Source organism: Brevundimonas sp. (genome assembly GCF_032055285.1).
In the GTDB taxonomy this organism is placed as follows: domain Bacteria; phylum Pseudomonadota; class Alphaproteobacteria; order Caulobacterales; family Caulobacteraceae; genus Brevundimonas.
On the sequence record NZ_DAMBRE010000003.1, the window covers coordinates 1 to 13,656 of the forward strand.

At 70.0% G+C, this 13,656-nt stretch carries 15 protein-coding genes; 9 read left to right on the plus strand and 6 right to left on the minus strand.

Annotation, left to right across the window (positions count from 1 at the left end; translation table 11 throughout):
• Positions 1–318, plus strand: a 318-nt coding sequence (locus RTY13_RS08160) for a hypothetical protein (RefSeq protein WP_312782545.1), incomplete at its 5' end; no start/stop codon positions are given.
• A 134-nt stretch (positions 319–452) separates the two neighbouring features.
• Here the strand turns inward: RTY13_RS08160 and RTY13_RS08165 are convergent.
• On the minus strand, positions 453–1,292 hold the full coding sequence (locus RTY13_RS08165) for a hypothetical protein (RefSeq protein WP_312782546.1): 840 nt from the start codon (positions 1,290–1,292) through the stop codon (positions 453–455).
• A 92-nt stretch (positions 1,293–1,384) separates the two neighbouring features.
• Between RTY13_RS08165 and RTY13_RS08170 the strand changes: the two genes are divergently transcribed.
• The 3 genes from RTY13_RS08170 (at position 1,385) to RTY13_RS08180 (ending at position 4,010) form a co-directional block, all read left to right on the plus strand.
• Entirely contained in the window at positions 1,385–1,717 is a 333-nt protein-coding gene (locus tag RTY13_RS08170) for a DUF1491 family protein (protein ID WP_312782547.1), read from the plus strand.
• Positions 1,718–1,984: 267 nt separating this feature from the next.
• Positions 1,985–2,365 (plus strand): hypothetical protein, encoded by a 381-nt coding sequence (locus RTY13_RS08175; RefSeq protein WP_312782548.1) that lies wholly within the window; start codon positions 1,985–1,987, stop codon positions 2,363–2,365.
• Between the two features lie 70 nt (positions 2,366–2,435).
• Positions 2,436–4,010 (plus strand): tetratricopeptide repeat protein, encoded by a 1,575-nt coding sequence (locus tag RTY13_RS08180; RefSeq protein ID WP_312782549.1) that lies wholly within the window; start codon positions 2,436–2,438, stop codon positions 4,008–4,010.
• Positions 4,011–4,023: 13 nt separating this feature from the next.
• On the opposite strand, the gene RTY13_RS08185 is transcribed toward RTY13_RS08180, so the two are convergent.
• Positions 4,024–4,161: a hypothetical protein gene (locus RTY13_RS08185; RefSeq protein WP_312782550.1), complete on the minus strand. Its 138-nt coding sequence runs from the start codon at positions 4,159–4,161 to the stop codon at positions 4,024–4,026.
• Between the two features lie 145 nt (positions 4,162–4,306).
• On the opposite strand from RTY13_RS08185, the gene RTY13_RS08190 reads away from it, so the two are divergent.
• Entirely contained in the window at positions 4,307–5,953 is a 1,647-nt protein-coding gene (locus RTY13_RS08190) for a peptide chain release factor 3 (protein ID WP_312782551.1), read from the plus strand.
• Between the two features lie 9 nt (positions 5,954–5,962).
• On the opposite strand, the gene RTY13_RS08195 is transcribed toward RTY13_RS08190, so the two are convergent.
• Positions 5,963–6,448 (minus strand): hypothetical protein, encoded by a 486-nt coding sequence (locus RTY13_RS08195; protein ID WP_312782552.1) that lies wholly within the window; start codon positions 6,446–6,448, stop codon positions 5,963–5,965.
• Between the two features lie 64 nt (positions 6,449–6,512).
• Entirely contained in the window at positions 6,513–7,277 is a 765-nt protein-coding gene (locus tag RTY13_RS08200; protein WP_312782554.1) for an SDR family oxidoreductase, read from the minus strand.
• A gap of 150 nt (positions 7,278–7,427) precedes the next feature.
• Between RTY13_RS08200 and RTY13_RS08205 the strand changes: the two genes are divergently transcribed.
• On the plus strand, positions 7,428–8,936 hold the full coding sequence (locus tag RTY13_RS08205) for a DUF1570 domain-containing protein (protein ID WP_312782556.1): 1,509 nt from the start codon (positions 7,428–7,430) through the stop codon (positions 8,934–8,936).
• Here RTY13_RS08205 and RTY13_RS08210 read toward each other — a convergent pair.
• Entirely contained in the window at positions 8,928–9,530 is a 603-nt protein-coding gene (locus RTY13_RS08210) for a hypothetical protein (protein ID WP_312782558.1), read from the minus strand. The genes RTY13_RS08205 and RTY13_RS08210 overlap by 9 nt on opposite strands.
• Before the next feature lie 68 nt (positions 9,531–9,598).
• Here RTY13_RS08210 and RTY13_RS08215 point away from each other — a divergent pair, with 68 nt between their 5' ends.
• Entirely contained in the window at positions 9,599–11,050 is a 1,452-nt protein-coding gene (locus RTY13_RS08215; protein ID WP_312782560.1) for a PLP-dependent aminotransferase family protein, read from the plus strand.
• On the opposite strand, the gene RTY13_RS08220 is transcribed toward RTY13_RS08215, so the two are convergent.
• Positions 11,047–12,192, minus strand: a complete 1,146-nt coding sequence (locus tag RTY13_RS08220; protein ID WP_312782562.1) for an MFS transporter — start codon at positions 12,190–12,192, stop codon at positions 11,047–11,049. The two genes, RTY13_RS08215 and RTY13_RS08220, sit on opposite strands and share 4 nt — an antisense overlap.
• Positions 12,193–12,248: 56 nt before the next feature.
• On the opposite strand from RTY13_RS08220, the gene RTY13_RS08225 reads away from it, so the two are divergent.
• Together RTY13_RS08225 and RTY13_RS08230 are read left to right on the plus strand one after the other, a co-directional pair.
• Positions 12,249–13,163 carry a LysR substrate-binding domain-containing protein gene (locus RTY13_RS08225; protein ID WP_312782564.1) on the plus strand — a complete coding sequence of 305 codons (915 nt, stop codon included), beginning with the start codon at positions 12,249–12,251 and terminating at the stop codon, positions 13,161–13,163.
• Positions 13,164–13,272: 109 nt separating this feature from the next.
• Positions 13,273–13,638: a hypothetical protein gene (locus RTY13_RS08230; RefSeq protein WP_312782566.1), complete on the plus strand. Its 366-nt coding sequence runs from the start codon at positions 13,273–13,275 to the stop codon at positions 13,636–13,638.
• The last annotated feature ends 18 nt before the right edge of the window (positions 13,639–13,656 follow it).

Sequence of the window (13,656 nt, forward strand, 5' to 3'; positions counted from 1 at the left end):
CACGTGACCCTGACCGCGCCCCTCTGGTCGGGCGGGGTTCGGTTCCAGGGCTATGAGGCCAGCCCCTCAGCGGAGGCACTGGCCGACAAGCCCTTTGAGGTCCTGCCGGCCATGCCGACGGAAGATGATTTTGTGGCTCTCGCGCCGCGGTCGCAAATCCAGTTCGAAGCGCGCTTCGACCTCCCCCTTGATCTCGATCAGGCGGTCGTCGCCGTGGAGACGCCCGTGGCGGAAATTCATCTCCTGGCGCCCCTGTCGGGCGGGGAGTTCATGGCGCCCCAGGACCGCTGCAGCGACGACTGGCTGCTCGCCGGATGACAAACCCCCGCCGCTTGCGCGACGGGGGCCTACCCGCTGGCTGGCGGGCATGGACTGACGGGACCTTTGAAACGTCAGCCCGGGGATAGAATTCCGCCCCTTCGGCGACGGTTCCAAACAGCCGAGGTTGGCGCCTAGATCCCGCCCATGGCCAGGAAGGCCCGGCCGGCGGCGAAGTCGCCAGCCTCGAAGCGGGCCTCGGCCACGCTGTCGTCGCGGAACAGGAATTCGATCACGAAGGTCTCGCGCGGGTCCAACTGGGCCAGGGCCTCGGCGGCCTCGGCGGGAAAGATCCAGGCCTCGCCCTGGCGCGCGCCCTCGGTCAGCAGGCCGGGCGCAGCGGCGTGGGACCAGCCGGCGAAAAAGACACGGCGCACGGACTCGGGCGGCAGACCGCCTCCGGTCAGCCACACGCGCGGGGTCTTGTCGCGGTCGCGCATGACCAGCCGCGCCGCATAGGGCCGAGGCCGTCCGACGAAGGAGACGGCGGCGGTCGGCACGGTGACCTTGGGCCCCGTACCCGCCAGGCCGAAGCGAACGGGCGAGCCGCCGGTCGTGCTGTCCTGCACCAGCCGCCAGCCGGTCGCCTCGCTTTCATAGCGATCGCCGCGCCAGGCGGCGCGGTCGCCGGGGAAGCTCATTCGGGCAGCGCGCGACCAGCCGGCGAAGCCCGCCTGCACCCGCGCCTGAACCCGGCCCAGGTCGCCGTCGTCGCAGGCGGTGCGGGAGGCCTTGGACCGGGCACGCGCCGCCGCCGCCGTCAGGTCAGCCGCAGGCGTCCCTGCCCGCAGCGCCGCGTTGCGGGCCTGCAGGGCGGCGGCGTCCAGGGCGGCGATCAACTGGGGTTCGAACAGGTCGCACTTCTGATGCGCGGCCAGCATGAAGGCGCGATCATAGAAGGCGTCGGTCACCGCCGCGCGCGCCGCGCCGCTCGGCGCCGCCAGCATGGCCAGCAGGGCCGTCGCGGCCAGCATTCTGCTGGCGGATCGGGGGGAAAAGCCTATCCTCATGACCCCGACCTTAGGGCCGCATGGTTCCGGTCCCGTGTCCAAGCAGGGTTAGCGAATTGCTTCTTTCCACCGATGTCTGGGCCGGCGCCCTGATCCGCCGCGCCGAACTGGAGGGCGCCTACGCCACCGTGGTCAAGAAGGGCGACGCGCGCGGCGGGGCCGTAATCGTCAAGGCCTACAACACCGCTGATCGCTCGGCGCGGCTCTATACCGAGGCCACCGGCCAGGACGGCGAGCCCCTGTGGATCCAGCCCGTCGTCAGCGACACGGAGAGCGAGCTAGACGCCTATATCGAACGCCAGCGCCGCTATGACCCCGACCTCTGGGTGGTGGAGATCGAGGACCGCCAGGGCCGGCACTTCCTGACGGAGAAGGTGCAGGAGAGCTGACGCCTCACCCTCCCCGTTCGGGGAGGGTGGTCGCGCAGCGACCGGGTGGGGAGGGCGTGGCGATGCTGGGCGCGGCGCTTGATTTGCCTTGCCGCCCCCACCCGTCTGACGCTGCGCGTCAGCCACCCTCCCCATGAAGGGGAGGGAGAGACGTCAGCTCATCATCCCTAACCGCACGTTCACCGCGTTCGTGAACGGGACCGCAAGCGAGACGGCCGTAAACCTGTCTCATCGGGCCAGAAGGGCCTGGGTAGCGGTGGACGGCCCATGCTGTTTCTCTTGAACGACGTCGTGTTCGATCTGGACGAGGCCTGCCCGGCCCCGAGCCATGACGTGCGACGCTTCGAGAAGCTGGACTTCGACTATGTGCTGGAGATGGGCTGCGACCTGTTCGCCGAGGACCCCATGCTGCACCGGAACGATCCGGCCCGCGCCCGGCGTCTGGCCTGGCTGATCGCGCACAAGACCGAGGGCGTGAACGCCGCCCTGTTCGCCGCCCCTGACGCCGGCTGCGCGCCCGAACTGGTCGAGCCGCGGTTCTGCGCCCTGCCCGAAATGATCATGCGTCAGCTTCAGGCCCGCGCCGCCCACGGCCGCCTCAGCGCCGTCGCCGCCGACAAGGCCGTCTGGGGTCGCCTGGCGGCCTGACGCCGCAGCCCCTTTCGCAAGACAACGACGTTCGCTATCCCTGGACCATGGCTATTCCGGGGTGTCGGTCGTGAAGCTTTTCAATCCCTTACTGCAAGGCTTACGTCGCAGCGGCGCACTGGCGGCCTTCGCCCTCCTGGCCAATGCCCTGGCCGGGGCGGCGCCGGTCCATGCCGACTGGCTGAAGGCCGAGAGCGAGCGCTTCATCGTCTACAGCGACGGCGGCGAGGGCAAGCTGCGCGACTTCGTGCAGGAACTGGAGGCCTATGACCGTTTCCTGCGGCTGCGCATGGGGCTGGATGTCAATGAGGCGCCGCCGCGCAAGCTGCCCATCTATCTGGTCGCGTCACGGCGTGGACTGGCCCAGGTGCGCCCCGACCTGCCCGAAAACGTCGCGGGTTTCTACATGGCCACCGACGAGGACATCTTCGGCATCGCCCTGCGCGATCAGACCGTCGACACGCTGAAGCACGAATACGCGCATCACTTCATGATGCAGAACTTCTCCTACCCCTATCCGGGGTGGTTCGTGGAAGGCTTCGCCGAATACTACGCCACGGTCGAGGTCGAGAAGTCGCGGATTCTGGTCGGCAAGTACAATGAGAACCGCGCCTACTGGCTTCAGGCGGCGTCGTGGATGCCGATGGCCGAACTCTTGTCCAAACGTCCGCTCGAGCGCGCGCGCAACCGCGACACCTATTACCCCCTGGCCTGGCTCCTGACCCACTGGTTCATCGGCGACGCCGACCGGCAGAAGGCGCTGGACGCCTATCTGCGCGACGTCGGGGCGGGCGGCGATCCGGTCGAGGCCATGGAAAGGGCCACCGGGCTGAACCCGACCGACCTGCAACGCACCCTGCGCCGCTACATGAATGGACGGATCCCCTATCAGGCTGTCACCGTGGCCTACCCCCCGACGCCATTGACCGTGACCCGCCTGCCGCGGTCAGCCGACGACCTGCTGCTGCTGAACCAGAGGCTCAAGATCGGCGTGTCGGAAGACAAGCGGGCCGCCACCGCCGAGGAGGTGCGCCGCGCCGCCGCACGTCATCCTGACGATCCCCTGGCCCTGCTGGCGCTCGGCCACGCTGAACTGCATTTCGGCGATCCCGCCGCCGCCGAGGCGCCGCTTCAGCGCCTGCTGACGCTGGACCCCAACCATGTCGAGGCGCTGCAATACCTGGCCCGCGCCCGCTTGAAGGCCGCCGACGACGCCGAAAATCTGGAGGACAGCGATCGTCTGAACGCCGAGGCCCGCGCCTTCCTCGCCCGCGCCTATCGCGCCGACGACGCCAACTACGCGACCTTGTTGCTGATCGCCGAAAACCGGAACGGCGGGGAAGGCTATCCCAACGACAACGACGTCGCCGTGCTGGAACAGGCCTTCGCCCTGGCCCCGCAACTCGGAGAGGCCCGGATCAACCTGGCCCAGGTGCTGATGATCCGCGACCGCAACGCCGAGGCCGTGCCCCTGCTGGAGCCCCTGGTCAACGACCCGCACCGCCCCTCGGCGGGCGCCCGTGCCTTGCTGCTGCGCGCCAAGGGCATGACCGAGGCCGAGGCGGACGCCGAAGAGGCTGAAATCCTGCGCAAGGGCGAAGCCGAGGGCGAAGCCCCGCCGCAAGACCGTCCCGCCGCGGATTGAACCTGAGGAGGGGCTAGAGCAGTCCGAACAGGATATGCACCCCGGTCGCCAACAGGGCGATCAGGGCGAAGCCCGCCACAAGACAGATTGCAGGGTGAACCTCCCGTTCGCTGCGCGCGGGCGGGACCTTGCCCGGAAGCACCAGAGCCATGTCGTTTCCTTTCCCTTGCGGCGTCGATCTCATGGACCGGCGTCTCACAGAAACGAGCATGCCCCTAAAAGCTCCGCTTCGCGAAGGGTCTTTCACGGCATCGTGACAATCGACTTTCGGCGCTGCGCGCTGTAGGTCCCGCGCCATGTCGAAACTGACCCTGCCCGAAGAAGCTGCGCGTCGTCGCACCTTCGCCATCATCGCCCACCCGGACGCCGGCAAGACGACCCTGACCGAGCACATCCTGCTGGCGGGCGGCGCCGTGCGCGCGGCTGGCGCGGTCAAGGCGCGGGGCGACAACCGGCGCGCGCGCTCGGACTGGATGAAGATCGAGAAGGAACGGGGCATTTCGGTCACCGCCTCGGTCATGACGTTCGAGCACGACGGCAAGATGTTCAACCTGCTGGACACGCCGGGCCACGAAGACTTCTCGGAAGACACCTATCGCACCCTGACCGCCGCCGACTGCGCCATCATGGTGCTGGACGCCGCCAAGGGCATCGAGCCGCAGACGTTGAAGCTGTTCGAGGTCTGCCGCCTGCGCGACATCCCGATCATCACCTTCATCAACAAGCTGGACCGCGAAGCCCAGGACCCGATGGCCCTGCTGGACGAGATCGCCAACCGGCTGCAACTGGACCCCTCGCCCATCTGGTGGCCGGCCGAGAGCGGCAACCGCCTGCGCGGCATGGTCCAGGTCGGCGGCGATGGCCGCTTCCAGCCCTATGCGAAGAAGCCCGCCGGCTCGACGGAGGACGTCCCCCACCCCGCCGCCCTGCCCCTGGGCGAGGCGGAGCAGTATTTCGAAGGTTCGGAACAAGCCGACCTGACCGACGCCCTGGAGCTGGTCGAGGCCGGCTACAAGCCCTTCGACCGCCAGGCCTTCCTGGAAGGCCACATGACCCCCGTGCTGTGGGGCTCGGCCCTGCGCCACTTCGGCATCGAGGAACTGCTGAAGGCCATCGGCGAATGGGCCCCCGCGCCCAAGGTCATGTCGGCCCGCAAGGAGGCCCCGCCCGAAACCCGCAACGCCCCGACGCCCGAAGACATCACCGTCGAGCCGGGCCGCGACGAGGTGACGGGCTTCGTCTTCAAGGTCCAGGCCAATATGGACCCCAACCACCGCGACCGCATCGCCATGTTCCGCATGGCCTCGGGCAGCTTCAAGCGCGGCATGAAGCTGAAGGTGCAGAACACGGGCAAGTCGCTCAGCGTCAACGCCCCCATCATGTTCTTCGCCTCGGACCGTGAACTGGCCGAGGACGCCTTCGCCGGCGACGTGATCGGCATTCCCAACCACGGGGTCCTGCGCGTCGGCGACAGCCTGTCGGAAAGCGGTCTGGTGCGCTTCGCGGGCCTGCCCAACTTCGCCCCGGAAATCCTGCAGCGCGTCCGCGTCAAGGACCCGTTGAAGGCCAAGCACCTGAAGAAGGCGCTGGAAGGCCTGGCTGAGGAAGGCGTGACCCAGCTGTTCCGCCCCGAACTGGGCTCGGACTTCATCGTCGGCGCCGTCGGCCAGCTGCAGTTCGAGGTCATGGCCGACCGACTGGGCGAGGAATACAACCTCGACGTCGTCTTCGAGCCCAGCCCCTACGCCGAGGCTCGCTGGATCGCCCCCGCGGCGGACGGGACCAAGGCCGATCTGGAAGACTTCGCCAGCAAGTACCGCCCGCAGATGGCCGTCGACATCGACCAGAACCCGGTCTTCCTGGCCAAGTCGTCGTGGGAGACGGGCTATGTCGCCGAACGCTTCCCCAAGATCAGCCTGACCAAGACCAAGGAACGCGGCTGACGGCTCGCGTCAGCCGCCGACGATCAGGGCCTCAGGCACCTCGTAGCGCTCCTTTGTGCCGAGCGCGATCTTGTAGAGGTCCTCAACCTTCTCGACCTTGAAGCCCTGTGCGTCAGGGCCGTCGGCCTGGCTGACGTCGGCGCCCACCGCGCCTGTCCGGTCGAAGAAGAGGTTGCGCGAGCGACCATCGGGCCACTTGACCCTGACCACCGCCGTCCCGTCGGCGTTGCGGATCACACCGGCCTCGCACTGGCTCATCGGCTGGGCCGCCGCGAGGGCGCACGGCACCGTGCTGACCGCGTTGAACTCCGTCCCCGGCACCAGGGCGTCGCCAGACCCAGCCTGAACCGGCGCGGAGGGGACCGGCGGAGCCTCGGCGGTCTGCGCCGGGGTCGCCTCGATCGGCGCCGTCGCCTTGCCCTGATCGCCCTGGCCACAAGCCGCGAGGGCCAGAATCCCGATCACAGCCGCACTCGTTACGAGAATACGCTTCACGTCAGCCTCCTGCTTCACGGTGGAGAACCCAGCCTCCGCCTCCGCCGGAACCCCGTCAAGCGGCTCAGGTCTTGCTGATCGACACCCCGCCGTCGACCAGCATGGCCGTTCCCGTCATGAAGCTGGAAGCGTCGGACGCCAGGAACAGAGCGGCGCGGGCGATCTCTTCAGGCGTCGCCATCCGCTTGAGGGCGTGCATCCCTTCGACAAAGGCGATGATCTCGGGCGTGTGGGCGAACGCGCGCCCCGCCTCGGTGTCCGTGCCGCCGGGCAGCAGGCAGTTGCTGCGCACCCCGCGCGCCCCGAACTCGGCGGCGATGACCCGCGACAGGCCAACCAGACCCGCCTTGGCCGCCGCATAGGCCGCCATGCCGGGCATGCCGATGGCGTGACCGACGAAGGTCGAGGTGAAGATCAGCGAGCCGCCGCCGCGCGCCAGCATCGCCGGAATCTGATGCTTGGCGCCGAGGAAAGCCGCCGTCAGGTTGACGTCCAGGGTGTCCCGCCAGCGCTCCAGCGCGATCTCGGGCGTCGGCTCATTGGCGCCGATGGCGCCCGCATTGTTCAGGGCCACGTCCAGCCCGCCGAAGCGCTCGATCGCCGTGCTCACCAGCCGCTCGGCCAGGGCCTCGTCGCGGATGTCGCCCGGCACGGCGATGGCGCGCCCGTCCTCGGCCTCGATGGCCGCGACCAGGGCCGCAAGCTGGGCCTCGCGCCGGGCGGTGACGACCACCGCCGCCCCCTCCCGCGCAAACAGGCGGGCGGCGGCGGCCCCGATGCCGGAACTGGCTCCGGCGATGATGGCGACCTTGTCAGCGAGAGCAGGCATGACGACCTCGTGCGTGAAAGAGCTCGCCTTCCTTTCATGGCCCGACGCCTAGGTCTGGCGGTCTTCGGACGCGGCGTTCAGCCTGCGGCCAACCGTCGTTTTGCGATTGTCACGCGCGGTCGGTAATCTGTGAAACAGGGGGATGCCGACATGATGATTCAGCGAGATGGCGCGCGCGGCCGCCGGTCGGCCTCGGCCTGGCGCAGCCTGCTTCTGGGCGGCGCCGCCCTGCTGCTTTCGGCGCAAGCGGTTCAGGCCGAGTGGCGGCGCGCCGAGACGGCCAACTTCCTGGTCCATGGCGAGGGCTCCGAGGGCGACCTGCGTCGCCACGCCGAGCGGCTGGAACGGTTTGACGCCCTGCTGCGCCGCCAACTGAGCGTGCCGCCGATGGACGGGGCGAGAAAGCTGCCCGTCTATCTGGTCTATACCAACAAGGAGCTGCGGCAGGTGAACCCCAACCTGGCCGAAGGGGTCGCCGGCTATTCCGCCAGCGCGACCGACGTCTATGCCGTGCTGAACCGGCGCAGCGGCGACGACATCCTGTTCCACGAATACGCCCACCACTTCATGTTCCAGAACTTCCCCGGCGGCTATCCGGGCTGGTTCACCGAAGGCTTCGCCGAGTTCTTCATGACCGCCTCGGTCGATAACGCGGACAAGGTGACGGTCGGCTATTTCAATCCGGGCCGCCTTCGGACGTTGAACGAAGTCGACTGGATTCCGGTCGAGCAGTTGCTGACCAGTCGCCCCCGCGACCTTGAAAACCGACGCGCGCGCAGCGCCTTCTACGCCCAGTCCTGGCTGCTGACCCATTACATGTTCATGGACGCCGGGCGGCGACGGGGGCTGGACGCCTATCTGGCGGCCGTGGCGCGAGGAACGCCGCCGGTCGAGGCGCTTCAGACCCATCTGGGACACACGCCCGACAGTCTGGAGGCCGCGCTGAAGGCCTATCTGCGCGGAACCATGAACTATGCGGAGATCCGCATGGCTGAAACCGGTTCGGCGATGCGCTTCCAGACCCTGCCCGCCAGCGCCGACCGGATGCTGCTGGACAGCCTGAACATCCGCTATCCCAAGGACGAGGCCGAAGGTCAGGCCCTGCTGCAAAAGGTGCGCGCCGACGCCGCTCGCCATCCTGCCGACCGACTGGCCCTGGTCACCCTGGGGCGGGCAGAACTGAACTGGGGCGACGCCACCGCCGGCGAGGCCGCTCTGGAACAGGCGCTGGTGGTCGCGCCTGAAGATTCAGAAGCGCTGCAACTGCTGGCCGGCGCCCGCATCAAGGCCGGGAACGACGCCCCCGACATGCGGGCTCAGAGATACGTCGAGGCGCAAGCCTATCTGGCGCGGGCGCTGCAGGCCGACCCGACCGACTACCGCATCTACCTGGCCCTGGCCCGCATCCGGCGGATCTCGGACACCTATCCCAACGACAACGACCTGCAGACCTGGCGCCTCGCCGTGGCCTATGCGCCCCAGGTGATGAGCGCTCGCGCCCAGGCCGCCGACGCCCTGCTTCAAGTCGGGCGACGCGAGGAGGCGGCGGCCATGCTGACCCCGGTGGCCAACAACCCTCACGGCGGCGAGAATGTGGAGCGCGCCCGCGCCCTGCTGGATCAGATCCGAGCCGAGACGGACGAAGTCGCCTCAGACTGACGGCGCGAGCTCGGTCTCCCGCTTCGGGGCGATCTCGAAGCGGGCCATGAACCACTGGACTAGAGGCCCGTTGGCCAGGGCGTAGAGGACGGTGCCGACCCCGGCCACGCCGCCCAGCAGCCAGCCCATGGCCAGGACCGCCACCTCGATCGTCGTGCGCGCCCAGCCGATGCGCCAGCCGGTGATGCGCACCAGACCCGTGGTCAGGCCGTCGCGCGGACCGGGGCCGAGGCCTGCGCCGATATAGGCCGCCGTCGCTGCTCCGTTCAGCACGATGGCCGCGGCCAGGAAGGCGATCCGCAGCGCCATCCCCTCGATGGGCGGCAGGGCCCACAGGGCCACATCCGCCGCCGTGCCGATCAGCAGGACATTGCAGATGGTGCCCACGCCCGGCTTCTGGCGCAGCGGAATCCAGACCAGCAGGACCAGCAGTCCGACAAGGTTGACGATCATGCCGAGACTGATCCCCGTCCGCTCCGACAGGCCCTGATGCAGGACGCTCCATGGATTGAGGCCGAGATCGGCTCGGACCATGAGGGCCAGTGACGCCCCGTAGAGCAGAAGACCGATCTGAAGCTGGATGAAACGACGCATGAACATGGGGCGCCATACAGTCGATAATTGGCCTTGTTTTATAGAGCCGCTTTCGTGACGATGGCCTTATGCGCGACCTCCTCGTCAGTCCCGCCTCCTTGTCGCGTCAGCTGAACGGCTGGCGCGGGCCGGACGGCGAGCCCGCCTATCGCCGCCTGTCCGAGGCGCTGAAGCTGCTGATCCTGGACGGGCGGCTGTCGCTGAACGCGCGCCTGCCGGGCGAGCGGCGGCTGGCCGAGACGCTCGGCGTCAGCCGCATCACCGTCAGCGCGGCGCTGGACCGGCTGCGGGCCGAGGGCTTCGTCGTCAGCCGCACCGGCTCGGGCAGCGTCACCGCCCTGCCCGCCAGCGCCGCCTCGCGACCCGTGCGGCTGGACGGGCCGATGCAGGGCGACGACACGCCCGGCGTCATCGACATGGCCACCGCCTCCATGCCCGCCGACGAACAGGTCCACGCCGCCTACGCCCGGGCGCTGGAGGCCCTGCCCGCCCACCTGCCGGGCCGGGGCTATGAGCCGGTGGGGATCGAGGCCCTGCGCCGCGTCGTCGCCGACCGTTACGCCGCCGAGGGTCTGGCCACCGCCCCCGATCAGATCGTGGTCACGGCGGGGGCGCTGGGCGCTCTGGCCATCCTGCTGCGGGCGACCACCCGGCCCGGCGACCGGGTGGTGGTCGAGCATCCCGGCTATCCCCACGCGCTGGACGCCCTGGTGCAGGCGGGGCTGGACCTGACGCCGGTGGCCATGACGCCGCAGGGCTGGGACCTGGACGGGATGCTGGCGGCCATCGCCCGCGTCAGGCCCCGGCTGATCTATCTGATCGGGGCGCACCAGAACCCGACTGGCCACGTCCTGTCGGCTGCGGACGAGGCGGCCCTCGCGCTGGCGGCGTCCCGCGTCGGCGCGCTTCTGGTGCTGGACGACACCCTGCGCGAGCTGTGGTTCGACCGCCCGCCGCCGCCGCCCGTAGACCACGGCCCGCACGTGGTCCGGCTGGGCTCGACCAGCAAGCCCTACTGGGGCGGCCTCAGGGTCGGCTGGCTGCGCGCCCACGCCGACGTTATCGATGTGGTCATCCGCCGCCGCCCGTCGCTGGACCTCGGCGTGCCGGTCATGGAGCAGCTGGCCGCCGCCGTTCTGTTGAGCGGCGATCCCGCCCCGCTGGACGCCCGACGCCGGACCATCGCGCGGCAGGAGGCCCATCTGCGCGCCCGCCTGGCCGAGGCCCTGCCCGACTGGCGGACGCGCCGTCCCGAGGGCGGCCTGTCGCTCTGGGTCGAACTGCCCCGGGCCGACAGCACGCGGCTGGCGGTGGCCGCGCCGGAGCACGGGGTGCGCATAGCGCCGGGCGTGCGGTTCGGGATCAACGGGGCCTATGAGCGCTTCCTGCGCCTGCCCTTCAGCCGTCACGAAGCCGATCTGGACCGCGCCGTCGAAGGGCTGGCTGCTGCGTGGAACAGGCTGGACCGCCGCGCGCCGCGCTCGGCGGTGAAGCGCGTCGACGCCGAGCCGGTGATCTAGGCCCGCCGCTCCAGCCCGAAGGTCATGGCGAACATCAGGACGCAGACGGCGCTGGAGGCCGCCAGCGCCAACCCGGCCGAGCGGTCCAGCACCATGCCGTAGCTGAGCGGGGCCGCCGCCTGAAGGAAGCGGGCCGGGGTCAGGATCAGGGCCTGACGCGTGGCGTAGTTCTCCTTGCCGAACAGATGCAGCGGCAGGACGCCCGAGGCCACGGACAGCAGGCCGTTGCCCGCCCCCTGTCCCAGAGCCACCGCCCCGGCCAGCGACTTGCCGCCGAAGAAGGCGGTGGCTGCGCCCAGCGGGTGCAGCAGGGTGGCCAGCCTGAGGACCGCGACCGGCGAGCCCTTGCCCGACATCAGAAAGGACAGCAGCCGCACGACCACCGCCGCCCCGGCCATCAGGCTGGCCGCGCCCGCCGCCTGGGCCGGGTCCAGCCCCAGCCGTCCCAGCAGACGCGGCAGGTGGGCGCTCATGGCCGTGGCGATCCACCAGGCCCCGGCGAACAAGACCGCCAGCCGGATCATCCGCCCGTCCCAGCGCACCGGCTCGCCGATCGCCGAAGGGCGCGGCCCGGCGCGCCCGTCCGGCAGCAGGGTCAGATAGAGCGGCAGGCAGACCAGCAGGTGCAGCCCCGCCCAGCCGAAACAGGCCCCGCGCCAGCCGACCGTCTCGATCATTGCCAGGGTCATGGGCCAGCCCACGGCCCCGCCGAAGGCCCCGATCAGGGACACCGCCGTGATCGGCTTTTTCGCCTCCTCGCCGTGGATGGCGACCAGAACCGCGAAGGCGGGTCCATAGAAGCCGACGCCCATGCCGACCCCCAGCATCAGGATCGACGCGACCACGCTGACAGGGCCCTGCGACAGGCCCAGCCCCGCCAGCCCCGACGCAAAGACCACCGAGGCGACGGTCAGCACCTCGCGCCCGCCGCGCCGGTCGACCCAGCGCCCGCCGAAGGGACTGAGCGCCGCCGAGACCAGAAAGGCCCCCGACAGCCCGGCGAACACCAGAGACGGCGTGGTCCCCGTCCCTGCCGCCAGCGGCTCGGCCAGCACCCCCAGCAGGTAGTAGCTGGAGGCGAAGGCGACGATCAGGCCGAAGCCGAGGACGGGAACGATCAGGCGAGAAGCAGGGGACGACATGGGCCGCTCTGATCCCCGCATTGCCGTCCGCGCGAAAGCGACCTATCGGAAGAGGCATGTTCGAAAACCTCACACCCGGCGCCGCCCTGCCCTCGCTGAACGCGCTGCGGGCCTTCGAGGCCATGGCGCGAACCGGCAGCGCCACCCTGGCGGCGGCTGAACTGAACGTGACCCACAGCGCCGTCAGCCGTCAGGTCAAGGCGTTGGAGGCCCAGATGGGAGTGCGGCTGTTCGAGGGGCCGCGCCACGCCCTGACGCTGACGCGGGCGGGCCGCGACCTGCTGCCCGGCCTGACCGCCGCCTTCGACGGGCTGGCCGCCGCCGTGGCGCGCGCCCGCAGCGAGGGTCAGGACCTGCACGTCGCCGTCAACGCCAGCCTGTCGGTCAAGTGGCTGATCCCGCGCCTGGCCGACTTCGGACGGCGCCACCCCGAGATCCGGGTGCATCTGGTCGAACTGGCGCCTCATGCGGTCAGCCGACGCGGGGCCGACGTGGTGCTGCGCCTGCTGGACCCCGACCGGATCGAGACGTTGCACGCCGAGCGGATCATCCCCAACGCCGTCGGTCCGGTCATCGCGCCTTCTCTGGTCGGGGCTCTGACGGGCGATGACCCGCGCGCGGCGGTGCTGCACGCGCCGCGCCTTGTGGCCCGGACCCACCTCAGCGGCTGGAAGGACTGGGCCGAGCTCAGCGGCCATCGCTCGACCGCCCCCTCCGAACGCCCCGTCGCCCATCTGCATTTCGCGCTGGACGCGGCCCTGGCCGGCTGGGGCGCAGCGGTCCTGCCCTGGGTGCTGGCGACGGAGGCGGTCGAAGACGGGCGGCTGCTGGCCCCCTTCGGATTTCAGGCCGACAGCGGGGCGGTTGCGGCCATCCCCGGCGCCGGCGAGCCGTCGCGAGCCCGGCGCGCATTCGTCCGCTGGCTGGTCGAACAGGGCCGCGCCACGCCGTCCGCCCCGCCGCCGAACTGAGCGCAACCTGAAGTTTGGCTGAACGCGTCTTTCATCCGACACATGACCGTGGTTCTCTACGGAGCATGCGGCGCCGGGTTCACCTCGTCGGGGCGTCGTGGAGTCCTTGATGTTCATCGCTGTCGTCACCGCCGCCCTTGCGGTTCTGGGTCCGCCCCAGAGTCTGGCCCAAAATCCGGTCCAGACGACCCGGCTCGTCTCCTATGACGAGGCGGTGCGGTGCGCCGGGTTGACCCAGGCGGCGTCTGAATTGGAAGGCGGCGAGAGCCGCTATGGCCGCAGCCTTTACGACGCCGCCCTCTACTGGTCGCTGGCGGCCATGCAGGCGGCCACCGCCGCCGGACGCCATCCGAACGCCGCCGAAAACGACCAGACGCGCGCCCGCGTCGATTCGGTGAAGCGCCTGTCCGCCGGCGAGGCCGAGGCCCGCGCCGTCCTGGCGCGCTGCCGTCAGAAGACCCCGCGCCTGGGGTAGGACCGCCCCTGCCGGCGG